The 25,226-nt window shown below is 49.9% G+C and carries 30 protein-coding genes; 6 read left to right on the forward strand and 24 right to left on the reverse strand.

What is annotated here, in order from left to right; translation table 11 throughout:
* Window positions 1-3: 3 nt before the first annotated feature.
* The 17 genes from ACZ5TN_RS03735 to ACZ5TN_RS03815 form a co-directional block, all read right to left on the reverse strand.
* Entirely contained in the window at window positions 4-288 is a 285-nt protein-coding gene (locus tag ACZ5TN_RS03735; protein ID WP_011249351.1) for a hypothetical protein, read from the reverse strand.
* Window positions 288-1,046 carry a hypothetical protein gene (locus ACZ5TN_RS03740; protein ID WP_143598660.1) on the reverse strand — a complete coding sequence of 253 codons (759 nt, stop codon included), beginning with the start codon at window positions 1,044-1,046 and terminating at the stop codon, window positions 288-290. The genes ACZ5TN_RS03735 and ACZ5TN_RS03740 overlap by 1 nt, the downstream gene beginning before the upstream one ends.
* A 6-nt stretch (window positions 1,047-1,052) precedes the next feature.
* Complete coding sequence (locus ACZ5TN_RS03745) at window positions 1,053-2,516, reverse strand: helicase HerA domain-containing protein (RefSeq protein WP_464917193.1); 1,464 nt, start codon at window positions 2,514-2,516, stop codon at window positions 1,053-1,055.
* Between the two features lie 133 nt (window positions 2,517-2,649).
* Window positions 2,650-3,450: an SH3 domain-containing protein gene (locus ACZ5TN_RS03750; RefSeq protein ID WP_464917194.1), complete on the reverse strand. Its 801-nt coding sequence runs from the start codon at window positions 3,448-3,450 to the stop codon at window positions 2,650-2,652.
* A 1-nt stretch (window position 3,451) separates the two neighbouring features.
* A complete protein-coding gene (locus ACZ5TN_RS03755; RefSeq protein WP_464917195.1) occupies window positions 3,452-3,919 on the reverse strand; it encodes a hypothetical protein in 468 nt (155 codons plus the stop codon).
* A 5-nt stretch (window positions 3,920-3,924) separates the two neighbouring features.
* Window positions 3,925-4,368 carry a hypothetical protein gene (locus ACZ5TN_RS03760; protein WP_464917196.1) on the reverse strand — a complete coding sequence of 148 codons (444 nt, stop codon included), beginning with the start codon at window positions 4,366-4,368 and terminating at the stop codon, window positions 3,925-3,927.
* Window positions 4,369-4,418: 50 nt separating this feature from the next.
* On the reverse strand, window positions 4,419-4,742 hold the full coding sequence (locus tag ACZ5TN_RS03765; protein ID WP_054839696.1) for a hypothetical protein: 324 nt from the start codon (window positions 4,740-4,742) through the stop codon (window positions 4,419-4,421).
* A 3-nt stretch (window positions 4,743-4,745) separates the two neighbouring features.
* Window positions 4,746-4,976, reverse strand: coding sequence for a t26-9p (locus tag ACZ5TN_RS03770; RefSeq protein WP_464917197.1), 231 nt, complete (start codon window positions 4,974-4,976; stop codon window positions 4,746-4,748).
* Complete coding sequence (locus ACZ5TN_RS03775; RefSeq protein ID WP_054839697.1) at window positions 4,976-5,311, reverse strand: hypothetical protein; 336 nt, start codon at window positions 5,309-5,311, stop codon at window positions 4,976-4,978. The genes ACZ5TN_RS03770 and ACZ5TN_RS03775 overlap by 1 nt, the downstream gene beginning before the upstream one ends.
* A gap of 11 nt (window positions 5,312-5,322) precedes the next feature.
* Complete coding sequence (locus tag ACZ5TN_RS03780) at window positions 5,323-5,850, reverse strand: hypothetical protein (protein ID WP_464917198.1); 528 nt, start codon at window positions 5,848-5,850, stop codon at window positions 5,323-5,325.
* The gene (locus ACZ5TN_RS03785; RefSeq protein WP_464917199.1) at window positions 5,843-6,274 is read right to left on the reverse strand and encodes a hypothetical protein; all 432 of its coding nucleotides are present in this window, start codon (window positions 6,272-6,274) and stop codon (window positions 5,843-5,845) included. Before ACZ5TN_RS03785 ends, ACZ5TN_RS03780 begins: the two co-directional genes overlap by 8 nt.
* Window positions 6,275-6,393: 119 nt before the next feature.
* Window positions 6,394-8,016 carry a coiled-coil domain-containing protein gene (locus ACZ5TN_RS03790; protein WP_464917200.1) on the reverse strand — a complete coding sequence of 541 codons (1,623 nt, stop codon included), beginning with the start codon at window positions 8,014-8,016 and terminating at the stop codon, window positions 6,394-6,396.
* Window positions 8,017-8,536: 520 nt separating this feature from the next.
* The gene (locus ACZ5TN_RS03795) at window positions 8,537-10,612 is read right to left on the reverse strand and encodes a hypothetical protein (protein ID WP_464917201.1); all 2,076 of its coding nucleotides are present in this window, start codon (window positions 10,610-10,612) and stop codon (window positions 8,537-8,539) included.
* On the reverse strand, window positions 10,609-10,962 hold the full coding sequence (locus tag ACZ5TN_RS03800; RefSeq protein ID WP_464917202.1) for a hypothetical protein: 354 nt from the start codon (window positions 10,960-10,962) through the stop codon (window positions 10,609-10,611). The genes ACZ5TN_RS03795 and ACZ5TN_RS03800 overlap by 4 nt, the downstream gene beginning before the upstream one ends.
* Window positions 10,959-11,138 (reverse strand): hypothetical protein, encoded by a 180-nt coding sequence (locus tag ACZ5TN_RS03805; RefSeq protein ID WP_464917203.1) that lies wholly within the window; start codon window positions 11,136-11,138, stop codon window positions 10,959-10,961. Before ACZ5TN_RS03805 ends, ACZ5TN_RS03800 begins: the two co-directional genes overlap by 4 nt.
* Window positions 11,139-11,275: 137 nt before the next feature.
* A complete protein-coding gene (locus tag ACZ5TN_RS03810; RefSeq protein WP_011249338.1) occupies window positions 11,276-11,464 on the reverse strand; it encodes a hypothetical protein in 189 nt (62 codons plus the stop codon).
* 297 nt (window positions 11,465-11,761) lie between these two features.
* Window positions 11,762-12,451, reverse strand: a complete 690-nt coding sequence (locus tag ACZ5TN_RS03815) for an integrase (protein ID WP_464917204.1) — start codon at window positions 12,449-12,451, stop codon at window positions 11,762-11,764.
* Between the two features lie 1,121 nt (window positions 12,452-13,572).
* Here ACZ5TN_RS03815 and ACZ5TN_RS03820 point away from each other — a divergent pair.
* On the forward strand, window positions 13,573-14,424 hold the full coding sequence (locus tag ACZ5TN_RS03820; RefSeq protein ID WP_464917205.1) for a damage-control phosphatase: 852 nt from the start codon (window positions 13,573-13,575) through the stop codon (window positions 14,422-14,424).
* Here the strand turns inward: ACZ5TN_RS03820 and ACZ5TN_RS03825 are convergent.
* Window positions 14,417-15,562, reverse strand: a complete 1,146-nt coding sequence (locus ACZ5TN_RS03825; RefSeq protein ID WP_464917206.1) for a DUF763 domain-containing protein — start codon at window positions 15,560-15,562, stop codon at window positions 14,417-14,419. The two genes, ACZ5TN_RS03820 and ACZ5TN_RS03825, sit on opposite strands and share 8 nt — an antisense overlap.
* Window positions 15,563-15,716: 154 nt before the next feature.
* Between ACZ5TN_RS03825 and serK the strand changes: the two genes are divergently transcribed.
* A complete protein-coding gene (gene serK, locus ACZ5TN_RS03830) occupies window positions 15,717-16,445 on the forward strand; it encodes an L-serine kinase SerK (protein WP_464917207.1) in 729 nt (242 codons plus the stop codon).
* Between the two features lie 186 nt (window positions 16,446-16,631).
* Complete coding sequence (locus ACZ5TN_RS03835; protein WP_464917208.1) at window positions 16,632-17,072, forward strand: DUF835 domain-containing protein; 441 nt, start codon at window positions 16,632-16,634, stop codon at window positions 17,070-17,072.
* Window positions 17,073-17,100: 28 nt separating this feature from the next.
* On the opposite strand, the gene pfkC is transcribed toward ACZ5TN_RS03835, so the two are convergent.
* The 4 genes from pfkC to vapB all read right to left on the reverse strand — a co-directional run bounded on the left by pfkC (window position 17,101) and on the right by vapB (window position 20,018).
* Entirely contained in the window at window positions 17,101-18,486 is a 1,386-nt protein-coding gene (gene pfkC / locus ACZ5TN_RS03840) for an ADP-specific phosphofructokinase (RefSeq protein WP_011249331.1), read from the reverse strand.
* An 84-nt stretch (window positions 18,487-18,570) separates the two neighbouring features.
* Window positions 18,571-19,284 (reverse strand): maleate cis-trans isomerase family protein, encoded by a 714-nt coding sequence (locus ACZ5TN_RS03845; protein ID WP_011249330.1) that lies wholly within the window; start codon window positions 19,282-19,284, stop codon window positions 18,571-18,573.
* Between the two features lie 100 nt (window positions 19,285-19,384).
* Window positions 19,385-19,801: a type II toxin-antitoxin system VapC family toxin gene (locus ACZ5TN_RS03850; RefSeq protein ID WP_011249329.1), complete on the reverse strand. Its 417-nt coding sequence runs from the start codon at window positions 19,799-19,801 to the stop codon at window positions 19,385-19,387.
* On the reverse strand, window positions 19,788-20,018 hold the full coding sequence (gene vapB / locus ACZ5TN_RS03855; protein WP_011249328.1) for a type II toxin-antitoxin system VapB family antitoxin: 231 nt from the start codon (window positions 20,016-20,018) through the stop codon (window positions 19,788-19,790). Before vapB ends, ACZ5TN_RS03850 begins: the two co-directional genes overlap by 14 nt.
* A gap of 181 nt (window positions 20,019-20,199) precedes the next feature.
* On the opposite strand from vapB, the gene ACZ5TN_RS03860 reads away from it, so the two are divergent.
* The 3 genes from ACZ5TN_RS03860 to ACZ5TN_RS03870 all read left to right on the forward strand — a co-directional run bounded on the left by ACZ5TN_RS03860 (window position 20,200) and on the right by ACZ5TN_RS03870 (window position 21,674).
* On the forward strand, window positions 20,200-20,583 hold the full coding sequence (locus tag ACZ5TN_RS03860; protein WP_011249327.1) for a hypothetical protein: 384 nt from the start codon (window positions 20,200-20,202) through the stop codon (window positions 20,581-20,583).
* A gap of 4 nt (window positions 20,584-20,587) precedes the next feature.
* Entirely contained in the window at window positions 20,588-20,869 is a 282-nt protein-coding gene (locus ACZ5TN_RS03865) for a type II toxin-antitoxin system HicA family toxin (protein WP_011249326.1), read from the forward strand.
* A gap of 196 nt (window positions 20,870-21,065) precedes the next feature.
* A complete protein-coding gene (locus ACZ5TN_RS03870; protein ID WP_464917209.1) occupies window positions 21,066-21,674 on the forward strand; it encodes a nitroreductase family protein in 609 nt (202 codons plus the stop codon).
* Between the two features lie 101 nt (window positions 21,675-21,775).
* Here the strand turns inward: ACZ5TN_RS03870 and ACZ5TN_RS03875 are convergent, their stop codons facing one another.
* Together ACZ5TN_RS03875 and ACZ5TN_RS03880 are read right to left on the reverse strand one after the other, a co-directional pair.
* On the reverse strand, window positions 21,776-22,957 hold the full coding sequence (locus tag ACZ5TN_RS03875; RefSeq protein ID WP_464917210.1) for a hypothetical protein: 1,182 nt from the start codon (window positions 22,955-22,957) through the stop codon (window positions 21,776-21,778).
* A gap of 6 nt (window positions 22,958-22,963) precedes the next feature.
* Window positions 22,964-25,078 carry a hypothetical protein gene (locus ACZ5TN_RS03880; protein ID WP_464917211.1) on the reverse strand — a complete coding sequence of 705 codons (2,115 nt, stop codon included), beginning with the start codon at window positions 25,076-25,078 and terminating at the stop codon, window positions 22,964-22,966.
* Between the last annotated feature and the right edge of the window lie 148 nt (window positions 25,079-25,226).

Raw genomic sequence — 25,226 nt, forward strand, 5'->3', positions numbered from 1 at the left:
TAGTTAAGGCAGATCATTGATTATGCACAGCTTCTTCACCTCGACCGCCACGTCTTCTATTAATTTTCTCCCGTATTCAGTTCCCATGAGCTCCCACGCTTCTGCGAGCTTCTTCTGGATCTCCTTCAGTATCTCTTCGTTCAGTTCCTTCTTTTTCTTCAGTCCCCATGCTGAAGACTTCTCTTCCTTCTTCTGCTTTGGCTTCGCCTGCGGTTCCTCTGCAATGTCCTTGCTGGCGAGGTCCTTTAGAATGTCCTCTGGAATCCCCACGTCTTCGACCACTTCCATCATCCCTCACCGAGGACGCTCTTCAGCTCCCGCTTTACGGGATTCTCTTCGAAAGCCATCTCTGTGCCGCCGAAGCGCTCTTCCTGCTTCTTGCCCTGCTGTTCTTTCTCCTTCCAGTATACCTTGACGCGCGGGTTGATCTGTAGGGCGAGCTCGACTTCTCTTTTGGCCTCGTGGAGCAGGTCAAAGTATTTCTGGCGGTACTTGTCCCGCTCGGCCTTGACGGCCTCGTAGGCCTCCCAACCGCGGGAGATCGCTGGATGAACGACCATAGGGATGGCTTCTTGCTGGCCGGTGCCGACGATCTCTTCAATCGTCTTGCAGTACACGGTTATTGTTTCGTTGTTGAACTGGACGATCTTCTTGTTTGCCTTGAGGACTTTGTGTGGTGGCCTCTTGCCGAAGAACCTGGCGAGACTCCACCAGACTGAATCAAGCCAGCTCGGCGGGCGCTCCTGATAGTAAATCCAGTACTCATCGTAGTTTATGAGGTAAGCCTCGGGGAAGCCAAGTATAATGCTCCCCTCCTCGGGCGTGACTGCGACAAGGAGTTTCTGATAGGTTTCCTTAATCTGGCTCATTCTCTGCGCGAGTATTCTCTGTTGCCTCAGGCGCTCCTCGACTCTCTGCTCTACTTTCTCCTCAAGGCTGAAGTCGTCCAGGCGGACGAGTTCGGCGAACTGGTCATCTGTCATTACTATCCCGGGCCTCGGTTCGGCCTTCTTCTTTTTCCTTCCAAACGGCCACACCATCTTCATCACCTCTCAAAAGCTTTGATTAGGGCGAAAATACATCTTGACGGTAAACTCGCGGTCAAACGAGAACCAGCCGCGGCCTTTCTTCTTGCGGCGCTTCAGAAACTCCTCAAAGCTGTCGTGCTCGACTGGAATCCTCAGCCGCTCGCCGTCCATTATCGCAACGCGAAGAATGTCGAGATCCTTTGGACTGGCTAGGGCTCCGATTACCGCAATGTGGGCGGCACCCATTATGAGGCTCATTGGCAGCTTGTAGAGGTACTGTGTGCCCGCGACGACGTTCACCGAGAGGGAGCGGCCCTTCCTATAGATTTCCTCCATTGCCTTCCAGGCAAGGTTGTGGCGGCTGGCCTCGCCTGCCGTGCCTATGAGGTCCTGAATCTCGTCGAAGAAGAGCCACACATCAACGCGCTTCCTGCCAGCGATGAGCTTAATCTTCTGCCAGAGCAGGTACATAATAAGCCTCTGCTCCTCGAGGTCGAGATCGGAGTTATCTGAAAAATCAATGATGTTGATGGCTTTGGTCGTGAGGTAGTCCGTGAAGGGCTTAGGCTCATCATAGATGCCATTTCCGCTTCTAGTGACCTGCTCAGCCTTCGGCTTGAGGACTGAGCCTTTCAGGTAGAGCGGGTCAGCTCTGATCTCGTCGAGGATGCTCTTGAGGCTCTCGTAAGTGCTCTCGCGCATTGAGGGCTCTTCAGCTTTGACTCTCCTCAGAATCTCGTCAGGGTCGTGGATCTTGTACACTTTCCAGTACTTCCTCAGGATCCTGCCGTAGGCCGTGCCCTTTGGGATGTCAAACTTCCGCGCGAGCATCTCAAAGCTGATGTCTCTCAGGTGAATCCTGCCGATTGCAACCTCGACCTTTCCACCACCGTTGTCGAGCTTGATTGCTTCTGGTGCCCTGGTCGGCCTGAAGACTATCCTCCTGGTCGGGAAGCTGTCGGGTTGTAGGCCGTGCCAGGTAAAGACGTCAATTGGATACGGCTTTCTAGTCACGTACGTCTCGGCGAGGATGTAGTTGGGAATGCTCATTGCAAAGTCGCCGGGAAAGCCGAGCTGGCTTTTGAGCTGTGGGTACTTCTCAAGGGTTCCGAAGTATGCCGCGAGGTACGGGTGCACTCTGGTGGCTTCTTCTTTCCCGAGCTCTTCAACGCGCTTGTTCCAAAACGCCTTCAGGCGCTGGAACTTTGAGTAGTCATATTTTCTCTCAAAGATCACAATGAGGACTTCCTGTCCCCTGCTGGTGTAGTACTCCCACAGGGCCTCGGCGAGGGCTTTCATGAAGCTGGTCTTCCCGTAGCCTGTCTTTCCGAGGATGAAGATGTGGTTTGCCTCACCGACCTTGAGCGGCAGGTAGAGCTTCTCTTTCCTGTTCGTGCTCATGAGCCTGCCGAGGTACGGCCCGCTGGCTGGGTTGAAGTGGGGAATGTTCACCTCTGCAGGGGACGCGGCTCGCGTCGAGACTGCCATCTATCCCGAACCTCCTTTTTTGTTCCCGATTTTCTTTGATTACAACAAAAAACTACTATCTCCCGTAAAAGCTCAACTCAGCGAGCTTTATTTTTCCATCAGCCCCCCATACTTCCTTTTACAATTGAGTGAGTTAGAGGCCTGCAAAGTCATGCCTCCTCTTTGCCCTGTACAGGCCATACCCCACCAGCCCGACGATTATCCCGCCGAAGAGGAGCGTTTTCAAGAGAACTGAACCGATTAGCTTCTCTTTTTTCGCCTTCTCTATGTAGCTCTGCTCGCTCTTCTGCGAGGCCTCCTCAAGAAGGGTCTGAATCATCTTCCTGTACTCGTCGTTCTGCTGTTCGAGAAAATCAGCCCTGGCCTTTACGGTGTTGTATTGATTTGTCAGGTTCGCTAACTGTGCCTTGAGCTCGCGATTTTCCCTCGTCAGGTTCAGAATCTTTGCGTTCAGCTCGGCTGTGTTGGGCTGGTTCTTGAGCTTGCTCTGAAGCTCTGAAACCTGCTGCTTGAGCTGTTCGTTTTCTTTCGCGAGCTTGTTGTTCTGAACGGTAAGGTTCGCCAGCTTTTCTCTCAATTCTATATTCTCTTTCCTCAGTTCAGCGGCCTTATCCGGTCCGTTGAAACTCACCGAGAAGGGATCACTCCCCTGAACCTGAATGTATGCCCTGTCGTTGAAGGTCGTAAAAATAACCTCCAGGCCCTCAGCGGTATAGTTCTCACCATTGTGGAGAACCTTCAGTATCTGACGGGCCTGTTTAACAACGAGAACGATCTCGTTCGTCTTGGCGTGTTGGTCAACGAACAGGGTGAGGTCATTGACGTAAACGGCCTGGCCAACTTCGAGGCTCCCGCTCCAGTCGTAGAGAGTCCCTGCTGACGCGAGGCTGGCAGTCAGCAGGAACAGGATAAAGGCGAAAACCAGCCGCTTCATATCACTGTCCCTCCGGGTTGTTTACGATGACCGTCAACTTTTCAGGACTCAGAATCGTGATGTTGGCGATGTAGTACGTCGTGCCCGTGAAGTAGCCAGTCCCAATTATTGTTATGTTGTTGATAGTGACGTTCATCGGCTCCCAATAGATCGTATCCGGGAATATGAAGAAGAACTTGCCCTTGTTGGGGTCGTAGTCGGGCCTAATTGTCAGGTTCAGCTCCTGGATCGTCAGGTTTCCGCCAACGTAAACCAGCTCCTCGTACCTGTGTATGGTGAGTTCCGAAGTTGGGATTGTGGAGTTTGTGCTGTTAGAGGTGTTAAGTGGGATTGTGTAGGTCTCGTTGCCAAAGCAGATTATGATTCCACCGCCACCCCAACCAATGCACCCTGCGGTACTCACAACCGCCGCGAGGACTACTATCATATATAATATATGAATATATGACTTCATACCCATGAACTTCATTCTTCTCACCCCAAGAGGCCCTTCACTGAAACCGCTCCCGTCTTCCGGTTCACCCAAATGAAGCCAGCAAAGAGCTTAGAACCACCAGTATCGAGCTTCAGCTCGAAAACCCAATATTTTTGACCGTTCTTTTCCTTCTCTGTCAGCGTCTTCTTGTCAGGGTAGAGTTTGTAGTTGTACTTCTCCAGTTTCTTGTTGTAGCTGGCGAGGTAGTTCCTCGCTATTTCATACGCTTGCTCGGCTGTGATTGGATAGTCCTCGACATAGGCCCCCTGGACTATCGTGAGGTGTCCGTCAGCCCACCGTATTGTGTTGTTGCTGAAGATGAATCCCTCAGTCGGATAACCTAGCTTATACAGTCTTTCTTTTAGTGGGTCGTGCTCGGCGAACGTCGAATAGCTGAAATAAGCCAAAAAAATTAAGCTAACCACCGCAAAGAGCCGGAACATCACTTTTGAAAAAGAAGGTGAAGAGCGGTGGGCGTACATTTCAGCCCACCTCAACCGCTTACGCTCTTAGTCTCGTTCGCGTAGAGCTGTATGGTACCGTTGACCGGCACTCTGGCCATGTTGCCGCTCAGGTCATAGACCTGCTCCTCGTTGGCCAGTTGGAAGCTCACGAGAACGTGGCCAGTGCTCTGGTCAACTATAGCCAAAAGGTTGCTGACGGCGAGTTCATAAGTGGTGTTCTCAGTACTGTTGTCGCTCAGGGCATTGGTTATGTCAACAAAGCCGCCTCCGCCGCCGTGATAGGCCCACCAGCCGATGGCGGCGAAGAGTAGTATCAGGCCAACGGTTATGATCTGTCTTTCCGCCTTTCTCATCTTTCAAACACCTCCAAACGACTTAACAAGTTCTGGAATCTGTTTCAGGAAAGAAAAGAAAGTGTCAACTAAGCCGAATGACTTTAAGAGTGCCAGGGCCCCGAGAGCGTAGAACACCAAGCTCACCTTGCCTTTTGCCAGGACGCCGATGAAGATCAGGATCATGCCTAAAGCAAGGTATGGGTGGCTCTTTGCGAGTTCCTGAACGGTGTTGATAACCGAATTAGCGTCCATCAGCGCCCACCTCCGCGGAGGGCTAGAGCACCGAGTATCGCGGCAACGCTGAAGCTTACGACACCCTTCACAAGTTCAAACATCGTCGCTTTGGGATCTGAAGTCATCGCAAGCATCGCAATACCGCCAATGATGAGGAAGCTGGCTGCATCCCAAACGCCCCAATTGTCGAGATCTGCGATTCTGTACACTGCGAGCCCTATGAGGGCCGAGGGAATGAATAGCGCCCAAAAGCCACTGAGGCCAACGAGCTGACCCACTGTCGTCATTGAATCGCTGAAGTGGAAAATGCAAAGGAGGTAAGCGGTGAGAGCTGCTGCAATCCTGCCGAGCATTGCTGATCACCTCAGACTTGAGTTATCATTGCTGGAATGAGTGTGAAGTACTGGAACTTCGTTGCAACGCTTGCCGCAATCCAAAGGAATAGGATGAGCTCGTCATCACCCGTTTCTGGCGCGATGATGTATAACGCGTAGAGTGCTGCTGCGAGAAGAATTCCAGGGTTATATGCGCCTAGACTGAACGTGATTGTCCCTGCCATGATGTACAGCACTGCAATGAATGCTGCCCCTGCGATTGCAAATGCTGTGAGCGTTGACTGCATTGCAACTGAAAAGTTGTATTCTTTCGGCTGTGCAAAATTCCAGTAGACTTTCTTGTAATCCAGTCTATCGGAGAACTTGTCGAGTACTTCTATCCCTATTATGAGTATAAGCGGTGTCGCGGCGACTGCCTGTGTGAACTGCTCCACTGTGACGCTGTGATCCGCACCATACTTCAGTAGTAGTCCACCCGCGAGGGCAACTACAAAGACCTTGATCAGCCAGTTTGCAGTACGTACTTTCTTCTCCAAAGGGCTGGCCACTTCAAACACCCCCGAGGAGCGAAATAGTCGGGAATATTGTCAGGTGCGTACCCCCGGTCACGATCGTCTCTGCAATCCAGAGCCAGAGAAGCCACTCCGATGTCCCTGTGTTCGGAAGGAGGACAATGAGGGCCACGAGGGCCGATGCGACGAGAGTTGCAGGTGTGACTGCTGCAAGGTTCAGCGTAATTGTCCCTGCCAAGAGCCAGGTGAACACAATGAAGAAGACGAACACTGCCCCAAACGCGAAGACGAGCTTTGAAAGTCCGCTCTTGCCCCTGCCGAGCATTTTGTTGTAGAGTTTTCCAGTGTCAAGGCCATAGTCAAAGAGCATTGCGAGAATAATGCCTGCGAGAGGTATGCTGGCGTAGGCGGCGTTGAACTCTGCGATTGTGACGCTCTTTTCCTGCGCGTACCAAGCTATTGCTGTCATCATCGCTGTGGCTAGTAGCCTGAACCCTATCTTGTTGAAAAAGAAATTCCCGGCCCGTTCGCCAAAGCCGGGCCGGTTTTCATCTTTGTTTGCATTCCCATTCCCCACCTTTCACCACCTCAAAGCAGTTTTCTCCAAACCACGAAAGCGCCAACTAACACGAACACTATTGCGAGAAGCGCCCAAAGTGGAATTCCGAGAATCTTCTTACTCAGCATGCTCTTTGCAGTTGTTAGGATGTCAATGTGTGGCTTGTACTCATCGGCAAGCTGACTCAGCTCATCACCCTTCTGTGCGTCAAGTTCGGCCTGTTCGTACTCGCCGTAGAGCGCCTTCTCAGCCGCGCTCATGTAGAAGTCTCCGGCCTGCTCAAGCTTTTTGGCAACGTTTAGCCAGTTGAGGTACTCTTGGACAGCATCGGTCTGTGTAATTTTGTTGAGAGCCTCAATGGCATCCTGGTATGCCTGTATCGCTTTCTCAGCGTAGAGGGAAGCCTTTTCATTGCCCTCGGCGTCTGCCTTCTTCTTGAGATCCTCGGCGGCAGTGATCTTCTCCTGGAGACCGTTAATGAGGCTGGCTGCGATCGCTTTAGTCTGATTGATCTCACTCGCTTCGAGCTTGCCATCGTCAGTAAACTGAACGAGCTGGTCTATCTGATTATCCGCCAACACTGTCCTTGTGTTCGGGATAACAGAGACCTTCGGATTGACAACAAGCCAGAGCGGTATTGTGATATTGTCATCTCTCGTGATCGTGAAGTAAGCCAGTCCATAGACCTTATAGGTTAACGTGCTCAGGTCTTCAGTGTAGTGGGCTGTCAGGAGCTTTTGAGTTGGAGTGTCCGGACTCATCGTGCCGAGGTTTCCAAATATTGAATCTGCAACTGTCCAGCTCAGATCTTTGTACTCTCTCACTGCTACGAACCTGAAGTCGTCATTGAAGGACGGATTAAGAGGTTCAAAATAGCCCGGATTAGGCACAATATAGAACTTGTAGTCTGCTGTTGAACCAATGACATGAACTGGCGTCGCAAATGTTAGTATAATGAAGTTTGAGAGTGCTCCAGCATATTTTTCCTGGTAAAGGGTCCACTTTGTAGCCGCTTCAGTGTTGAGGAACTTAACTGGCAAGGATGCATAGAAGCCATCCGCCAGATCGGCGATGTCATGAGCCATACTCACGTGCCGCCAGGCGCTGGTGGTGTAAGCAGTATAGTTGATGTCGTCGTTCCTAACGAAGACGTAGCACGTAGAGGTGTTTGAGTCCCACTTATGGTTAGGTTGAGCAGTACAGGATGACTGATCGGTGTACTGCGGGTCGTTCTGCCAGACCTCGCGGTAAGCGTCAACCTTAACGAAGATCTCCCACGTGGAAGTGTTCGCGCTGAATATCTGTTCGATCAAGTCTCTAGTGACCTGTCCGGTTTGAATAGCGTTCTGCACCTGATAGACCCAATCGTCCGGAACCTTGAGAATTGTTGAATAAACAACACTTTGGCCGTTTAGGCCCTCGCTACCAGTCCCGTAATCCCAAACGCGCTTCCAGAGCGGGACGCTGCTGTTCTCCTTCTGAAGATATATCTCAACACTGCGGAGGTGTATGACGTTAAATGGTATGTTGCTCTCTTTTGTGTAGAGTTTGGCCTGGACAGGGAAAGCTGAAAAGCCATAGATCTTTGAGGGAGCATAGATCTCAATCCAGAGGTCGCCTGTCGCTCCATCTTCTTTCGTGTCGTACCTCACCAGATCAGAGCGGAGCTTCGCAGTAAGCTCTGCAATCCTTTCATATGCCTGCTGGTTCGCGTCGTCTATGATCTTATTAAGTTCATCGTCGTCATTTTTGACGGTAGTTCCATTTGCTTGGCGCTCATAAGTTATTGTTGCACCACTGTCGCTACTCCCACCATTAGACCCTCCAAACGCTAGTTCTAGCGCTGAATATGTCAAACCTGCGGCCGCCATTCCCATTGCAACGCATGCACCAGTACCGAGACCCATAGTCCCCGCCATGCATGCTCCGCCAACGACAACACCAACTACTGTCGAGACGACCATTTTGCCGGTGTTGCTCGCCCTCTCCTTGACACCATTCCACCAGCTGCCGAAGTCAAACGCTAGGGCTGGTTGTGCATAGATGCTTGTGGTAAAAATGAGGAGTAACAGTAATCCTGACAGGCGCTTTTTTCTATTGCAGGTTTTCTTTTCCTGGTCTTCCTCTTCATCTTTAGACCTTTCAAAATGAGAAAAGAAGAGCCTCATTACCTCACCTCCTCCTGGCAAGTCCAACTAAAGCGAGAAGCCCAAGCCCGCCAACACCGAGCCAGAGCCAGGTGTTCCCACTTGAGCCGCCGAAGAGCGTGAACCCTCCAGAATCTCCGATGCTGACTGCAACCTTATCCTGGAAGACCGTCGCGTTGCCCTGGAGAACCTGAACATTCAGCTCGTAGGCGTCGTAAGTCAGCTCCTCTGGCACGGCGAAGGCTATGCTAACATCCTTCTCAGTGAGCGGGCCGACGCTGATGCTCTGGTTGATCTCGCTCGGCAGGAAGCCGCCGCTCACCTTGATCGTGTAGTACTGCACGTCAGAGCTCGGGTTCTTGAAGTGCAGGACAATCGTGCCCTCACCGCCCTTCTCGACCGTGAGGGTCTTCGTGGTGAGTGCGATGGCCGGGTTCACGGTGACGTCATAAACCGCGACCTGACCGTTCCACTGCAGTTCGAGCGTATAGCTTCCCTCGCTCGGCACATTGACGCTGAAGGAGTACGCTTCATACGGGCTGAAGGCGTGGGAATCACTCCAGACCTCGTTTCCGCTTGAGTCCTTGAGGACTGCGGTGATGAGGTAGCTCTGGCCGCTGCTTTCCGAGATGCGGAGCGTGTTCGTGCCGACCTGCCATTCAGAGGGCATCTGCACCGAGAATGGAAGCGGCTCGACGGTGTAGGTGACGCTTTTCGTTGTCGTGTAGGTCTTTGACATGATGGCGTCGTGACTCTCAACGCTCAGAGTGAACCCGTGCTGGCCGACCGCGCCCGCCTTGAACTTGATGCTGACCTGGACTGGTGAGGAAACGTCGCCGAGGTAGTACTTGCCCGATTCGGGGCTGATGACAGAACCGTCTTTCTGGACTTCTATGAGATCAGAGAGGCCGCTTATGGACAGGTAGGTGTTGTAGGTCGCGTCGGTTGTGATTGGTGAGAAGGTGAAAGTGAGCGTGTAGATGGTGTTTTCTGGAATGCTGATGTCAGACGGGAAGTTTTCGAACTTGAAGGCGGCTGAAGAAGGATACATGACGACGAAGAGTGAAGTGTCGTTCTGAACGTCCACCGTCGCCGTAGTGCTCCAATAGCCCGTTTTCTCGAAAGTGAGCGTGTGCGAACCAGCAGGAATTTCAATACTCGTCCCATCATTTACAGTCCAAACGTTACCGCTCCCGTCCTTCACCGTAACGCCCGTTAAGGCCTGACCCGTCAAGCCGTCCTTTGCATATACTGTCAGATGATATGTTACAACATCGCCAGCAGCCCCGTACCACCACCTACCATTCTGACTAGTTGGACTAATACCAGCAGAGAAGTCTGTTGTTACAACAACCACATAAAACAGCTTGCTATGCCCTCCAGTCTCTATATGCAGTGTTGTAGGTATCTTATATGCCTCAACTTTCACACCATCACTAGTTAGAGTCGTGTTCGAACCATCAGTGTATATCAAACTCAGAACCTTTGCCCCACCAGTGCCCCAATCATTGAAGCCAAGGACAATATACGTACTATTCACAGCATCCTTACTGACTGAAAACGTAATAATGTCATTATTGTCATATGAATATCCGTCCGCCCACAGGATTCTGAAAGCTCCCCCTGGAATTCTGCTATCGTTTGTTAGTAAATACATATTCTTTAGTTCTGCAGAAATGTCGAGCTGAGAAACAAACGAGTCAAAAGCACGCTGATATGGAATTTTTTCAAAAGCTCCTTCATCTGGAAAGTTGTTCGGAGCGAAAAAGTGTGTGTTGTCGCTAGTGAATACCATGATCGGGTCAAGTGTCATATTACAAATTACTAGCTTCCACTCGCCATTTCCAAGATCTATCAACTTATGCACATACTCTACATTATCATAGCTCTTCGAAAACGTGAACACATTTCCAACAAGAGTACCACTGATCTTGCTCTGCACGACATCAAAGCTTAGAGTGTTAGAAGTGAAGTAGAATACAACATCAAACTTTAAGTCCCTAATGTCCCCTCCCGTTGCTGACACCGTGCCCGTCCCTACCGCCAGCGTTCCGAACAGCACCAACAGAGCGAGCAAAACACCGAACCGCTTCATTCTCATCCCTCCACTCCGTAGTCAACACCAATTGCACCCACAAGCCCGAGCAGAAACGCGAGGTTCTGAACGGAGTTCTTGAACGCGTCGAGAAGAGCTGCACCGTTCGCCTGCCATAGCGCCGCCAGGAAGGCCAGGAGCATCATGTCATAGAGAAGAACGCGCCAGCTGCTCGTGAAGGGCTCGATGATTACTAGAGCCTTGTTCCCTTTGTTCGTGAGCGCCCAATGCATGAGCACGCCGCCGACCGCGCCCACCAAGAGCGCTTCCTTCGTCATCAAGGGCCAAGCGATGTAGTACCAAGCTCCCGCGAGCACGAAGAAGATGAGGAGCTGGATGAGGCTCTTCGCCTTCATACCGCGACCACCTTGCGCGCCTTTTTGAGCCGTGCAGCTTCCGCAATGAGCTGTTGTTTCTTCCTCGTAACCCGAGCAAGCTCGTGATAGGCCGCATCAATTGTCCGGCGAAGACGCTCCTCGTATCGGTCAAGTAGCTCAATCTCCCGAGAAATCCCCTCAAGATCCGACTCCATACTACCGCCTCCGGAGGACTTTGCCAATTCAAGAACTGATTTAAGCGGAGGAAGGCCCACTCTAACTGGAAAGTGCGAAAAGAGAGTTTATAAGCAAATAAGAACATTTTAAGCTTAAATTAAGCGTAAAAAAGAAGTCAGCCCTCAAGAATCTCTTCCGGCCTTGTGTTACCTAGTTCCAGCCGATAGAGTTTCAGAACCGCTTCCCTGAATACTTGGTTGATGCTCGTTCCCTTGGCCTTGGCAAGGGCTTTTGCCCTTTTCTCAACCTCCGAATCAATATATATTCCACGAACAAACTTAGATTGGGCCATTCCTCCGCTCACCTCCTACATTTTTCAAGTAGACTAGAGCAAAGATGAGGGCAATCATAACAAGTGTCAGCACGAAAATGAAAGTCAAAGTAAGGCAAATCACGTACCAGCTGGTCTGACAGAGGGCTTTGTCGAGGGCGGGTGCGAGGTCAATCACTACCTCATCCTCCTTTCATTTCTTCATGACTTTGCTGTACCGCTCGGCCCACTTGCGGGCCTCCCACCAGGTCGAAAACATCTCATACGCGAGCGCGGAGAGCACTACCACGAACGCTCCGCCGAAAAACAGCCAGATAAGTTGAATCGGGTTCATTCTCCACCCTCCAGAACCCTCTTTAAATCGTCCACGACTGTGGAATACCACTCGTCGGCCAAAACAGCCTTGTTTAGGTAGTGTGTCGCTCCAACGCTCCCGCTAACGCGGCCTTGGATGAAGTCGGCGATGTCAGCTGGCATGCCTTGTTGGATGAGGAACGTATAATGCCACTTCCTGATACTGTTAGCCGAGACTTTTCCAAAAGCGACGAGATCCTTTGCAGTGTTGTACTTTACCTCCAGGGGTTTGAGTCTCTCGAAAAAGTCTCGCGGCCCGTAGGCCCAAAAGGCCTTCTTCTTGCCTTTGCTAGTTGAAAAAATTGGATACCGCGCCGCTTTGTCATCAATGGGGTAAAGCTTTGTCGGATCGTAGGTTCTCAGCAACTCAACAGCCTGCTTGAGCCTGATGCCAGAGTAAACCAAGAGAAGGAAAAGAGTCTCGGCAGGCTTTCCGCGCTTTTGAACCTCAGCATAAGCTTTTCTGATGTCATCGTCGCTGACGAAGACTTCTCTCACACCTGTCGCCTTGAGCTTCGCGATCTTCTTGATCTTCTCATAACTGTTGGAGTCGATGATGTCGCGCTCAACGAGGTATTTTGCGAGCCTTCTGATCGCTTTGGAAACATTCCGCTTGTACCCTTCAGCGCGGAGGGCCTTCTCCAAGTCTCCGAGCGTTTTTATCACATGCCGACCAAACAACCTGTCGAGCGCTCTAACGTAGTCTTTCCTTGTTTCTTCGCTAACTTCGCCAGAGAGCCATTCTGTAAAATTGGCCCTTTCAGAGGCCCACAATTCATTCAGAGAGCGGCCTTCTAAGCCGGAGGTCGCGGGTTCGAATCCCGCCGGGCCCGCCAGCAATACAAACTTCTCCTGCGCGAAGTTTGATCAAGGCTCGTGGTTCCTTCTAAAATTGCTCTTCTAAGAGGATTTTCATGATAAATTAGCCACAATTTAGTGAATCCCCTAAGTTTCGACCTGTAAAAAGGAGTTTCTTCCCCTTGACGCCCTACGGGCGTCGATTAAAAAGCAAACTCACACAGATCGGGCAAATTAAAAATAGAATTCACAACCATGACAGTATTCAAAAAGAAAATCCTAATCAAAACAGCCCTCTAATCAAGAACCACAAACTTTGATGAAACTTTGCTCGCAAAGTTTCAGCGCTGGCGGAAGAAAAGTATGCAATTCTAACAAGCTAGCTTTTAAGCGGGTTTACTCGCCAATCTGCCAAACTTACGGGATTTTCTCACCGTATAGTGTCCAAAGGACACTAAAAAAGGAAGTTAAAATCTCAATTAGCGAGGAAATCTTGGAGTTAAACCCGTGCGAGCTTGCCTTCTATAGGAGCATATACTTCCCTAACAGGCAAGCTCGAGGAGAAGGGAACCCTTTTGGTCAAGCTTTTTCCAAAAGCTTGAAGGGCAAAGTTTCATCAAAGAGGGAATGTCCTTTTGAGCATCTTGCTTTTCAATGATTCTCAATGCCCAATTAGCGGTTTTAGAGGGTTTATTCGTAGTATAACGCCCTTCGGGCGTTAAAAAAGGAGAAACCCAATCTACAAGGATTCCACGTATCACGAGTTAAAAAGTTGATGAATTCCTTGCAATTGCTCAATTGGAAAGTAGTTTCTCTTACCTTGACACACTTCGGACGTCGATTACAAAGCAAACTCATGGATAACGAGTGAATAAAAATGGGTTTCTCTGGGAAGCTTTTCCCGAAAGAGGCTCTTTCCCAGTAGGGATGACAGTTCCGATATACACAAAAAATTTAATCCTCCTGGACAAAATGCGGGGGGTGGGAAAATGAAGATCCACTACGAGTGCTTTGCCTGCGCCGCCAACCAGTGCCAGAGGATAGTCGAGATGGGGACCGATGACCTCGAACTCAGAAAGAAGGGCGTGGTCGAGGCGGCCAGGCTGATGGCAACCATCAGTGAAGACTCTATTCCAGCAATCTTCGGGAGCGAGGTCTTCCTCGGGGTTTATAGGGTTATAGGCAATGACGACCCGTTTAGAGAGTACAAGGAGCTCTCCAACAGGCTCGCGGAGAGAGTAGTTAGTGATCTTGAAAAGGAGGAGATAGACCTCAGAACGGCCCTAAAGCTCGCCATCATTGGGAACGTGATAGACTTCGCGGTCGGCTACTCTCCAGAGAAAATAGAGGAGGACGTTAGGGAGATGCTCGGGGAGGAGCTCTACATCGACCATTCGGAAGAGCTTTTCAAGGTCCTCAAAAGCGCAAAGACCCTTCTCTATCTAACCGACAACTGCGGGGAGATTTACTTTGACAGGCTGTTCCTGAAAAAGCTTAAGGAGGCCTTCCCGCGCCTTGAAATCTACATAGCGGGTAAGGAAGGTCCAATAATAAACGACGCAACCGTTGAAGATCTACAGAATGCTGGCTTTGAGATGCTTGGAAGGGTTGTCTCAACGGGCACGAGGATCGTGGGGGTTCCTTTTGATAGAGTTTCGGATGAGTTCAGGGCAATCTTTGAGAAAGTCGACGTGATAATCGCTAAGGGTCAGGGCAACTTTGAAACCCTGAGCGAGATAAACGATGAAAGGGTCTTCTACCTGCTCAAGGCGAAGTGCAGGCCGATAGCGAGGGAGCTGGAGGTGCCGCAGGGAGCTATGGTTTGTCTGCGGGCTAGGTAGGTCTCTTCTCCCACTTCGGGAACTTCCAGTTCTTCGTTATCTTCGTCACGTTCCTCACAAGGGCCTTTTCTTTGGGATGCTTTGACACGAGCTCCTCGAGGAATGAAATCAGCTCGTCGTAGGCGGGCTTGTCTATTGGAAATGGAATCTTATCTTTGCCACCGACAGCGTAGGTGAACTTGAACGGATCAGGTGGATGGGTTACCGGATCCTTCCAGCTCGGATGGACGTCGTAGACGAGCTCAAGAACCAGCGAGAGCGCCCTTAAAGTGCTCGGCCCGAGACCCTTCAAAAGCAGAAACTCCTCATAGTTGCTGATGCTCAGCTCCCTTGCAAATTCAAGGGCTCTCTTGTTAAGCTCAAACTTTCCAAGGCTCTCGTAGCGCTTTATAACGTCCTTCTCCCACGGCTCCCTCGGCCTGTAGTAGACGAGCGGACGGTAGCCATTCGCTATTGCCTTCAGGCTTTCAAGCTCTCTCTCGATTTTCATGGGACTCTCCTGAACAACGTCGAGGAGCGTCTTCTGGTACTCCTTCGCCTCCCTTGAGACGGTGTTAAGTGCGAACTCCTTCTCCAGACCGGCGATGGCCTTATGGGGGTTGAGGGTGAAGGTTTCGCTGTTGAACCAGTGGAAGCGCCTTGCCATTCTCTCCCTCTTGTTCATTCCCTGCTGGATGACCGCCCAGTTGCCCTCCTCGTCGAGGAGGAAGACGTGGTGATAGAGCTGGTAGCCCGTTTGGAGGGCAACGGTGTCGACCTTGGCCACCAGACGGGAAGTCCTCACGTATGGCTCTGGATCAAGGTCGTAAAGAGAGGCTATCCTCTTCAGCTCCTCCGGTGTTGCCCTGCTTTTCTTCCCCTTTCCCCCAGCCACTTTAACTCCGAGTTCCTCCTTCCAGAGGGCTTCTTTTATCATTCCCGCAGTTACCGTCGTCGAACCGGAGGAGTCCCAGTCCATACCGATGACGTTGTTGAAGGCTTGAAACCACACTGGATCGGAGAGCCTCTCGAGGAGACCTCTTGTTCCGTACTCTTCAACAGCGAGCTTGAGAACTAGCCTTGTTAGCTTCCCCATTCTTCGTGCGAGCCATTGAGGGACGTGCCCGCCGTGGAGGGGCAAATCAGCAACGTTCCTCATCACCTCCGCTTTGTACGTTTGGTGTTTTAACCTTTGCTAGGATGAGCTGAAGTGTTCACCAATGGCCGTAAATTTCCCCATGTTCTCGATGGAAAGCCTTTTATCCCCTCGTTTCGATTCCCGTCTGCAGGTTTAAGATTACGGAGGGTTCAAAATGGGAGTTGAGAAGGTTCCGAAGTACGACATACCGACCAAGAAGGTTGACTACGTTTTTATCGAGCTGGACAAGATGAAGCCCCACGAACAGCTCGTTCAGAAGGAGCTTGAAGCTTTTATTGAGAGCGTCACTGGCTCCGGAATCTTCTGGAAGCCGATGCTCCTCGCGAAGGTTCCCGGTGAGGACATGTACCTCATCGTTGACGGCCACCACCGCTGGGCCGGCCTCCAGAAGCTCGGCGCGAAGAGGGCTCCCTCGGTTATCCTCGACTACTTCAGTGACGACGTCAAGGTCTACACATGGTACCCGGCCTTCAAGGGCGACCTCAACGAGGTGGTTGAGAGGCTCAAGAAGGAAGGCCTTGAGATCATCGAGGATCCGGAGGCTGAAGAGAAGGCCGAGAGGGGCGAGATAGCCTTTGCCCTCGTCGGCGAGAAGAGCTTCGCCATTCCTGGTGGCCTTGAGGAGCAGAAGAAGGTCAGCAAGGTTCTCGACGAGATGAGCGTTGAGGGGAAGATAGAGCTCATTTACTACGGCCTCAAAGAGGACGCGAGAGAGGACATGGCCAAAGGTGAGATAGACTACGTATTCATCAGGAAGGCCCCGACGAAGGAGGAAGTCATGGAGCTCGTCAAGCGCGGTGAGGTTTATTCACCGAAGACAACCAGACACGTCCTTCCGTTCAACCCCGACAAGATCGACGTGAAGCTCGAAGAGCTGTTCTGATGTCTCTTTCTTCCATCTTATTAACAGAAAGTCTATAAACCCACACCCTTAGGTATATGCCGTCCGATGATGACGGATCAACCGGCCGAACGGTGACGACATCGGTCTTGTCTGAGGGACACCTACACAGGTACTTACAAAAAAGGGATTTAAAGCCCGCCGCAAAGACTGTGATAGGGGATAGGGATGTTCAGTGTGTTTAAACACAGAGCATTGCTCTCGAATGAGGACGCGTCTTCCCCCGGAGAAAAGTACCACTTCAGGATAGTCCAATCGATTAGGGATATCCCTGAAAAGAGGGCCGTGATAATAGGCAGGGCGGGCACAGAGGTCCCAAGAAGATGGAAGCTGATACCCGTTAGCTCGGTTAAGGGCTATTTTGGGCCGAGGGAACTGCACAGAATCCTTGAAGGAATAGTCGAGCACCTCAAACACAACCCAGACGTGCCCGTGATAATCGACTGCCTTGAATACCTTACCGTTTACAATGGTTTTGAGAGTGTCCTCAAGTTCCTCCATCTTGTTAGGGATTATGCCATACTAACCAGCGGACGGGTTTATCTGGTAACAGATCCAATGGCATGGGATCCCAAGCAAATGGCCCTCCTCCGCGGGCTAGAAGCCTAAACGAACAAACAAAAACCTGAAAAGAAAATCAGAGCTCACCTTTTTCCTTAAGCATCGCCAGGTAGCTCGTGAACGCTCCTGTTGAGATTGTGTCGCCGAGGCCAACGGTTGAGACAGGGTTCTGAACGAGCCTCGTCGGAATGATGACGAGCTTGTACTCCTTCGTCCTCAGCCTCCTCTTGGCCTCTTCGAAGCGGAGCTTTACGTATTCACCACGCTCGTTGTAAGGAACGTTCATTCCAACGCTTATCTGGTCTGGGGACGCTATGTCGCCAAGAGAAGCCCTCGAAGCGGCGAGAGTTGTCGCAAGCTCAAGGCTCTGTCTGAGCTCCGCCTCGCTCAGCGGGTTGTTGGCGTGGGCGATGTACATGATGTAGTATATCGTGTGTATCTGGAGGAGCTCTAGGTTCATCTCATCGATGAGTATCTTTCCTCCAAGGACCGTGTCCTCAATGCGGTTGTAAGTGAATATCCTCTCCGCAAGCTTGTCGTAGCCCAAAGCGCTGAGGACGTATGCTATCTCTGCCTCGTCCATTCCAACGCTGTCCACGAGCGGGAAGAGATTGTATATTACCTTCTTTCTCAGCTCGCGGTTTTGAATCGATGCGAACTCAAGGTGAACTTTGACGTCCTTCTCGCGCTTGAGCAGGAGTATGTCCTTTTTCGCTTCCCTGAGGTAGTAGTTGGCGTCTTTCCCGTCCGAATAGCGGAGCTTTATACCCTGATAGCCCGACAGAATCGCACCGTCAACGCGCTGGCCGATCTCGGGGAGGAATGGCTTCAGCTCGGGCTCAGTGTATATCCTTATGCTCTCGAAGCGGGCCGAAACAATGAACCTGCCCGAGAAGGGGACGGTTATCGTCTCGTTTCCGAGCCTGAAAGTCGTCCCGGCCCTGAACTCAAAAATTCTGTTTACCTTAACAGGGTCGTTCTCGCGGTAGGCCTCCCACGGGTGCTTAAGAACCAGCTTTCCACCCTCAACGACGGGGTAGAAAAGGTTTGGCTTCTTAACAAACATCTCGGCCTGCCTCTTGGCCAGGTGGGGAGTATAGACGAGAACCTCCCTGAAGTCGAGGTTGGCCAGAAGGTTGGCTATAATTCCCGCCTGGCCGCCCATCCTCTCAACGTCGTACTTAAAGTGAGAATCAAACCACGCCTGGAGCTCCTCGTTTACGAGGGGCACTGCCATCGGTTTTCCTGTCTTAAGTGCGTGGACGAGCCTAGCAACGAAGTCCAGGGGCTCGTTTATCTCCCTCGGATACTCTTCCATCCTTCTCTTCACGGCTTCGGCGCCGAACTCGTCTATTAGCCTCTGGACTGTCTCGCCGTTCAGATAAACTATCGCGTCAACGTTTGTGTTGTAAGCTGTGAACATCGAAAGTCCCCTTGCCTTCTCCAGGAGCTCCCTGACCATGTGTATCACCCTCAGTGACTAACGTTGTTGAAATGGTGGTAGGTCTTAAAAGGATTTCGGGAAGTATGGGGAGAAATGGAAAAGTCAGTACTCCGTGAAAAGCCTTCCCAGCTCTGGAATCTTCTCCATGATGTCCATCTCTCTCAGGGCGAGCCAGAGGGATGCCTGGTTGCTGGTCACAACTGGGACGCCGAGGTCTTCCTCAAGGGCCTCAATTATTTCGAAGGTTCTCCAGTTGGTGCAGCTGATGAAGATTGCATCGGCCTCGTCTATGAAGCTCGCCTTAGCCAGGCGGTATGCCTCGTAGGGCTCAAGCCTGCCGATTTTTAGGTTGTCCTCTATGCCGAGACCTCTGATGTCCAGAACCTCAAACTCGTTGGCCTCCAGGAACTCCTTTTCTCTGGCGTTTATCTCGTCGGTGTAGGGGGTTATGACGAGTATTGACTGCGCATCGAGGATTTTAAGCGCCTCGATCACCGCGGTGCTCGTGCTTATGACTGGAACCTTGACTTCATCCTCTATCTTCGCTTCAAGCTCCTTCTCGTAGTCCTTTCCGCCGATGAACGAGCCGCTCGTGCACCCGTATAGGATGAGCTCAACGTCTGCATCCCTTAACAGCTTCGCGCTCTCCACGGCGAGGGAGCTCATCTTGACGAGCTCCTCTTCCGTGACGTTCCTCAAGGGCATCCTCGATGTGTGAAGTGAAACACCCTCAGGCAGGTAATTATGAAGCTCCATCTCCATCGTCGTGTTGGATGATGGAACTATAAGACCAAGCCTTCCGCGCCATCCGTACATGTCTTTCACCTTAGGGAGTTCAGAAATGGAGCTATTAAACCTTTGGGATAAAAAGAAATACATAAATCCATACAAGGCACAATCTCTTCCACATTTCTAATCAGCCAATATAGACAGCTTCCAGTCCAAGTACCTTTGCGACTTCAGCTTGCCTTTTATCACTCGTGGCGAGTTTCGCCCTGAGGCTTTTTGCTTGGGCTATGAAAAGGCTGTCGTAAATAGGAATGTCGTATCTCATCGCGATTTCCAACGCTTCCCCCAGGTATTTTCCGCTAGACTCCAGGATTATCACTTCCTCCCTTACGAGCTTCATCATGCCTTCGTAGAGCCCAAAAGCCTGCTCCTCTGTTATCAACCCGTACTTTCTGGCGTACTTCCATATCACGTTCGCAGTCTCAAGGGCCAGCATGTCAACGGCGTGAGGCTCAAGGTCTGGCTCCAAGTAAGGAATCACGTTCTCCCAGCCCTCCTCCTTTAGAAGAAACTTTGAGAATGCTGAGGAGTCAATGACTATCACGGTCATCCCTCACGAGCTTTTGTGCCGTCCCCTTTGGAGCCTCTGGAAGGGTTTGGATGTAGGAAACAACCTCCTGAAGGGCTTTTTTCTTTCTGTACTCTTTGATTTTCTTCTTTATGAACTCCCGAATCTCCTCGCTCCAGTTGATCTCGCCTTTTAACTCGTCCATTTCCCGCTTGACATCTGGCGGGACGCGGACACTAACAACGCTTCCCACGTAATTCACCCAGGGAAAAATTTGTAGTACAAACATATAAACATTTTGTATACACCCCCTCCAATTCGTAGAAAGCGGGCTAAAAGCAACGGCTTTCAAGTGGTTGAAGTATCAGGGATGATTCCAAAATGTTTTAATGTTTTTAGGACGATATCCATTCAGAGAGCAAGGAGGTTTATGGATGGCTGAGGCCGTAGATTACACCTACTTCCTCAAGAAAATAGAGGAGATCGAGAGAGAACTGAAGGAGATAAAGCTTGAACTTCAGAATCCCAAGAAGCTAATCCATTTCATTCCCAGAGTCATTGAGATAAGGGGCGAGTTTGGGGGTTATAAGCTTAGAAAACCCCTCACGCTGAACGTGGAGAGAGAGGCTGGAACCTGGTGTGTCGAGAACAGGGAGCTTGAAGTTTACGGATGCGGCCCCACGCTGAACGATGCCCTTCATGATGCCGAGAAAGTTTTCGAAGCCCTGATCGAGGAATACGTCTTGGAAGACGAAGAAATTCTCGACGAGAGCGCCAAAGAACTGAGAAAAGCTCTCCTTCAGCTCGTGGAGGTTTAGGGACATGAAGGCAAGAGATGTCCAGCGGGCACTGGAAAAGAAGGGCTTCCAGAAAAAGGAGGGTGGGAGGCACACGAAGTACATTCTTTACGTTGAAGGGAAGAAGACCAGGGTAATAACGGTGTTCAGCAGAGGTAGGGATAAGAAAGAGCTCGGGAACGACCTTTTAAGGAGAATAAAGAAACAGCTGCATCTTGAAGAGGATGATATGTTTCAAGACTTCGTTGAGTGTCCATTGACCTATGAGGACTACTTGAGTGTTCTGAGGCAGAAAGGGGTTATATAATCCCCTTGATTTCCAAAGCAAAATCCTCTCAAAGATACTGGAGGATTAACGCTTATAGGTCGCTCTCTTGGCTCTATTTTAGTTAGTGTAGATAACCTTTTTATTCCAATCGACCCCATAAAGGAGTCTCATGAGAGTGAAAAATTTAGGCAAAAACAAATAAGCCCCCCACCCATTTCTCCTTAGGGGAAGAACAATGAAGCTCGACGAAGCTATTATGAAGCGTGCATCCGTGAGGTACTTCAAAGATGACCCAGTAAGCGACGATGAGATAAGGGCGCTCATAGAGGCCGCTATAAGGGCGCCCACGGCCAGCGGACTCGAGAACTGGCTTTTCGTTGTATTCAAGAGCGAGGAAGCGCGGAAGGAAATCTACGACCTTATCGGAGAGGGCATGGTAGAGTACTACCGCGCAGTGAACTTGCCGGAGGAGAAGATTAAGAAGCTTATGAAGAGAATTTATGAGGAGGGAATGTACCGGGCGCCGGCCTACATCGCGGTCTTCATAGACAGGAGGGTTCGCTTCCTCAAGGGGCGGGAGTTCGATGAGGTCGAGTTCATCTGGAGCGTGGAGAGCGCGGCGATGGCCATCCAGAACCTCATGCTTAAGGCAGTGGCGCTCGGCCTCGGGACGGTGTACATCGGCGTGACGAACTTCAGAGGGATCGAGGAGAAGGTCAGAGAGCTCGCCGGTCTGGATGAGAACTACTACCTCGTGGGCCTCATTCCCGTTGGAAGGCCGAGGGATGAGGTGAAACCGCGGAGAAGAAAGAAGGGCGTGGAGAATGCCACGAGAGTACTATGATGGCCTTTTACATCTCTTGCTTTGTGGTAGATATGCCTGACAGACAACTCAAAGATTCTGGTCCAAAACGCTCAATACTAAAATTAAAGTCAGGAATAATCTCAAACTTTCATCATCTTCTTGTACGCACTGTCAAGCAGTGATAAAAAAGTCTTTCTTGTTTCTTCGCTTGATATAACGCTTTCTCTGACTTTAAGTCTCGTCTCTATCATTCTAATCAGCTCCTCAAGCTCGGGAGGAGTGTTGCCTTCCTTTTTGGAGGCTTCCAGTATGGGTTGAAGTGAGGAGTAAGCCTCGTAAAGATCCCCCTCAGTTATGGATTTTCTGGCATGATTGAAGAGTTCGACGAGATTAGTTACACGATATTTGTTTTCACCACTATCGTTGGCACTCCCAACCGAAACTGAGTTGTTGTTCCCTATGGTGATCGTTACGGGGCCAGTAACGTTGCTGAGATTGATTTGGTGTCCCCCAACGGAGGTTATATTCTGGAGAAGCTGATCCCTAACCACCTTCATCGCCGACTCGATAATGCTCTCCATCTGGGCGGTTCTCATCTTGACCTCTATTTCGTCAGGCTTTATGTTGTTTTCTCTAAGATAAGTTTTTATGTCCACTATCGACCTTATATTCTCCCTCAAGTATTTCAATGCAGCCTCAGGAGAGTACCTGGATGTTGGGAGAACCTGAAGAAGGTTTAATCCAGCTCCCAACTCGATAATCTCAGGTGCGTCTATTTCGTAATTTGCGATGTACACCTTATCCTCCACCACTGTGCTGCCTTTGGAGTACACTGTATAGTCCACAATGTTAACGCCCGATCCAAGGACCGTTCCAGAGCCCCCAAAGACATCAAAAACCTCCACATTCCTTGAGAGCTTGACCATGCCCTTTAGAGAAGAAACGTAACCGCCTATTTTTGATCCCTCACCCACAGTGATATCGGACTCCGCTATAACGTTTCCAAGGATGTTGACATTTGAACCTATCTCAACTTTTTTACCAACCACGTTCCCAAAGACTTCCGTGTTGTCTCTTATTATTATTGTCCCATTACTCTGGACGTTTCCCACAACGGAGACCCCTCTCCCAATGTCCACGTAGTCTCTTCCAAAGAGCGTGGACAGGATGATCCTCTCATCGGGAGTCCCATCATCGACTTCAATTTTTTTCGCGACAATGAAATCGATGACGATAGCCGGGCGCTTGACCCTAACTAAATCTATGAGCTCTCCCCGCTCAGGACCTATCCCTTCCTCCTGAAGACCCCTAATCACCTTCATTTCAGATCACCCTAGGGCCTTTTTAATTTTCTCAGCCTCCTTTTTGGTTATGATTCCCATCCTGACCAAGATGTCCAAGTTTTTCTTTCCTTTTTCCAGGAGGCTTTTCGAGTTTATGTTCTCCGCAACTTTTAGAAGCTCGGATTCAACGTGAGATGCAATTTCCGACAGAACTATTGACGCTGGCGTGAGTAATTCTCCTTTCTTACGTGAATTCAGTTTGGAGAAGGGTATAAGTTTTTTATCGCCCTTCTCTGAAACGATTACCCAAATGGGAACGTAGAGCACCGTAGGCCTGGCAACTTTTACATCCCGAATAACGAGCGAAGTGGCAGTTCTGATAAACTGCAGATATTGGGTTTTTAGATTCATGATTGCGTTAACCAGACTTCCATATGTTCTGCGTAGTCTTTCAAGCCTGCTTTTAATAGGGGCTTCCTGGTATTCCTGCTCCTTCCGTAGGACTGTTTCATAGAAGCTTTCGACGATTTCAAGATTATCATCTCTGATCTCGATGAGCTCATCAACCTTTTTTCGTACTTCTCTGATCCTATCGGAGTACTTTCTTTTTGTTTCCTCGATCTGGAATTCGGCTTTTGTTTTGAGTTCCAGTATCTTATGCTCCATTTCAGTCTGGAGGTTTTCTATTTCTGCCTCAAGCTCCGATATCCTATCTAGATTTGCCTGATAGCTGGCCTCGAGTCTGGAGATTTCAACCTGAAGTTTTGATGCGTCGTTTCTCAGTTTGTTGGCCGCCTTCCAGGCTTCTTTTGCCCGGCTTAAATAGCTCCTTCTTTCACTGGCACTCTGAGATTGGTCAGCCTTTTCCTCGTATTCCTCAGCCTCACGTTCTAGCCTCCTGATCTGATTGGCAATATTTCTAAGTTCCCTTTCGAGGTTTTCCAGCTTTCTCTCCTGTTCTAGGGCTTTTGACCTTAGCTTTCCAAGCTCTTTTTGTGCTCTCCGTATTTCTCTTCCATAGTATTCTTTTACATTATCTATGCGTCTCTGTGTCTCTTTTTGTATGCTATCAATTTCGTTTTTCATTTCAAAATTGTACTCCGAAACTTTATCTCGTATCTCTTTCTCCATCTCCGTTATGTACTTCTGGAAGACCGCAACTAGCGACGTTCTTGGGTACTTTGAGTCGAGGTTTATGTGATATCTATGAGTAACATATTTGTACCCGTGATTCTCAAGTTCGTCCTTTGTTGGGATGGCATAAATGTTCACGTTTCCAATGAGCGAGTCCATTATGATTTTTCTAATCTCCGAGAAGTACCAGTCGATTTTCTTCAATACTCCCTCCAATTCTCCCTCAAAAAACTCGAACGCCAGCTCCGTTTTGCTCTTAATCGTTTCAAGAATCTCAAGCTCTGTTCTGGCCTTTTCAGTCGAGGTCTCAATCCCCTTAATGCTACCCAGTACTTTTGAAAGATCCTCAAAATTCAGAGTGTTGGATGGTTTGTCCTCCTTGGAAATATCCAAAAGTAGCGATACCATGGAGACCAACTCAGGATCCGTGGATGCAATAACTGAATAAGGGACCCCCCTTGCAGGAGTAATAATTTCAGTGATTTTATTCATAAGCTCTACTGCCATGATCTCAGCGTTAAAAGACTCACTGTCCATGGGAATCTCATCCGCTATTTTCTTTGCCCCTTCAACATTTGCCACAGGAAACGATACAAAGACCTTTTTTACATCTAAGGAACTGCCGCTAAACGACTTGAATTTTTCGGGAAGAGCAATAATGCTACCGTTGCTATAGGGTGCAACCAAAATAGGCACATGCATTTTTGCAAGGATTTTTACGGGCTTGGGTTTTATGAGTAAATACGCGAGACCCGAGATTGCCGCCCCAAGGCCTACAAGACCCCCGCTTATTAATGGATTACCCACTATGGGTAGAGTACCCAGACCCGCCGCTGCAATGCCCGCACCTATGAGAGTTACAATCCTCCTGCGTTTCATTGGATTTCCTATGGAGAACCTATACGCCTCGACAGTTACCAGTGCGAGTTCTATGTCATCGCGTACGAGTTTTATGTTTCCATTCTTGTCCCTGAACATGACACTGGATACAGGAGTTATGTGAAGTATGTTATCATTTCCATCCATGAAAGACCCTCCTCGTTAAAGTAATATTACACCTCAAACTACTATTCGCACATATATTTATCTCCAAGTGCTCTTTTATAACATTTACTTTTTTACTTTGCATGTTTTGTCTCCCATGGCACCGATGTTGGAGGATATGTGTGTTTTA

The sequence above is a fragment of the Thermococcus sp. JCM 11816 genome (genome assembly GCF_055396515.1).

What these genes read in the sequence shown, in the direction of transcription:
- ACZ5TN_RS03770 (WP_464917197.1), bottom strand. Translation starts at nt 4,976, where the DNA reads ATGGACGCTAATTCGGTTATCAACACCGTTCAGGAACTCGCAAAGAGC.
- ACZ5TN_RS03740 (WP_143598660.1), bottom strand. Translation starts at nt 1,046, where the DNA reads ATGAAGATGGTGTGGCCGTTTGGAAGGAAAAAGAAGAAGGCCGAACCG.
- ACZ5TN_RS03835 (WP_464917208.1), top strand. Translation starts at nt 16,632, where the DNA reads ATGTTCAGTGTGTTTAAACACAGAGCATTGCTCTCGAATGAGGACGCG.
- ACZ5TN_RS03870 (WP_464917209.1), top strand. Translation starts at nt 21,066, where the DNA reads ATGAAGCTCGACGAAGCTATTATGAAGCGTGCATCCGTGAGGTACTTC.
- ACZ5TN_RS03785 (WP_464917199.1), bottom strand. Translation starts at nt 6,274, where the DNA reads ATGACAGCAATAGCTTGGTACGCGCAGGAAAAGAGCGTCACAATCGCA.
- ACZ5TN_RS03765 (WP_054839696.1), bottom strand. Translation starts at nt 4,742, where the DNA reads ATGAGAAAGGCGGAAAGACAGATCATAACCGTTGGCCTGATACTACTC.
- ACZ5TN_RS03760 (WP_464917196.1), bottom strand. Translation starts at nt 4,368, where the DNA reads ATGTTCCGGCTCTTTGCGGTGGTTAGCTTAATTTTTTTGGCTTATTTC.
- ACZ5TN_RS03845 (WP_011249330.1), bottom strand. Translation starts at nt 19,284, where the DNA reads ATGTACGGATGGCGCGGAAGGCTTGGTCTTATAGTTCCATCATCCAAC.
- ACZ5TN_RS03800 (WP_464917202.1), bottom strand. Translation starts at nt 10,962, where the DNA reads ATGAAGGCGAAGAGCCTCATCCAGCTCCTCATCTTCTTCGTGCTCGCG.
- ACZ5TN_RS03865 (WP_011249326.1), top strand. Translation starts at nt 20,588, where the DNA reads ATGAAGGCAAGAGATGTCCAGCGGGCACTGGAAAAGAAGGGCTTCCAG.
- ACZ5TN_RS03860 (WP_011249327.1), top strand. Translation starts at nt 20,200, where the DNA reads ATGGCTGAGGCCGTAGATTACACCTACTTCCTCAAGAAAATAGAGGAG.
- ACZ5TN_RS03750 (WP_464917194.1), bottom strand. Translation starts at nt 3,450, where the DNA reads ATGAAGCGGCTGGTTTTCGCCTTTATCCTGTTCCTGCTGACTGCCAGC.
- pfkC (WP_011249331.1), bottom strand. Translation starts at nt 18,486, where the DNA reads ATGGTCAGGGAGCTCCTGGAGAAGGCAAGGGGACTTTCGATGTTCACA.
- ACZ5TN_RS03795 (WP_464917201.1), bottom strand. Translation starts at nt 10,612, where the DNA reads ATGAGAATGAAGCGGTTCGGTGTTTTGCTCGCTCTGTTGGTGCTGTTC.
- ACZ5TN_RS03820 (WP_464917205.1), top strand. Translation starts at nt 13,573, where the DNA reads ATGAAGATCCACTACGAGTGCTTTGCCTGCGCCGCCAACCAGTGCCAG.
- ACZ5TN_RS03875 (WP_464917210.1), bottom strand. Translation starts at nt 22,957, where the DNA reads ATGAAGGTGATTAGGGGTCTTCAGGAGGAAGGGATAGGTCCTGAGCGG.
- ACZ5TN_RS03880 (WP_464917211.1), bottom strand. Translation starts at nt 25,078, where the DNA reads ATGGATGGAAATGATAACATACTTCACATAACTCCTGTATCCAGTGTC.
- serK (WP_464917207.1), top strand. Translation starts at nt 15,717, where the DNA reads ATGGGAGTTGAGAAGGTTCCGAAGTACGACATACCGACCAAGAAGGTT.
- ACZ5TN_RS03755 (WP_464917195.1), bottom strand. Translation starts at nt 3,919, where the DNA reads ATGAAGTTCATGGGTATGAAGTCATATATTCATATATTATATATGATA.
- ACZ5TN_RS03775 (WP_054839697.1), bottom strand. Translation starts at nt 5,311, where the DNA reads ATGCTCGGCAGGATTGCAGCAGCTCTCACCGCTTACCTCCTTTGCATT.
- ACZ5TN_RS03745 (WP_464917193.1), bottom strand. Translation starts at nt 2,516, where the DNA reads ATGGCAGTCTCGACGCGAGCCGCGTCCCCTGCAGAGGTGAACATTCCC.
- ACZ5TN_RS03735 (WP_011249351.1), bottom strand. Translation starts at nt 288, where the DNA reads ATGGAAGTGGTCGAAGACGTGGGGATTCCAGAGGACATTCTAAAGGAC.
- ACZ5TN_RS03805 (WP_464917203.1), bottom strand. Translation starts at nt 11,138, where the DNA reads ATGGAGTCGGATCTTGAGGGGATTTCTCGGGAGATTGAGCTACTTGAC.
- ACZ5TN_RS03825 (WP_464917206.1), bottom strand. Translation starts at nt 15,562, where the DNA reads ATGAGGAACGTTGCTGATTTGCCCCTCCACGGCGGGCACGTCCCTCAA.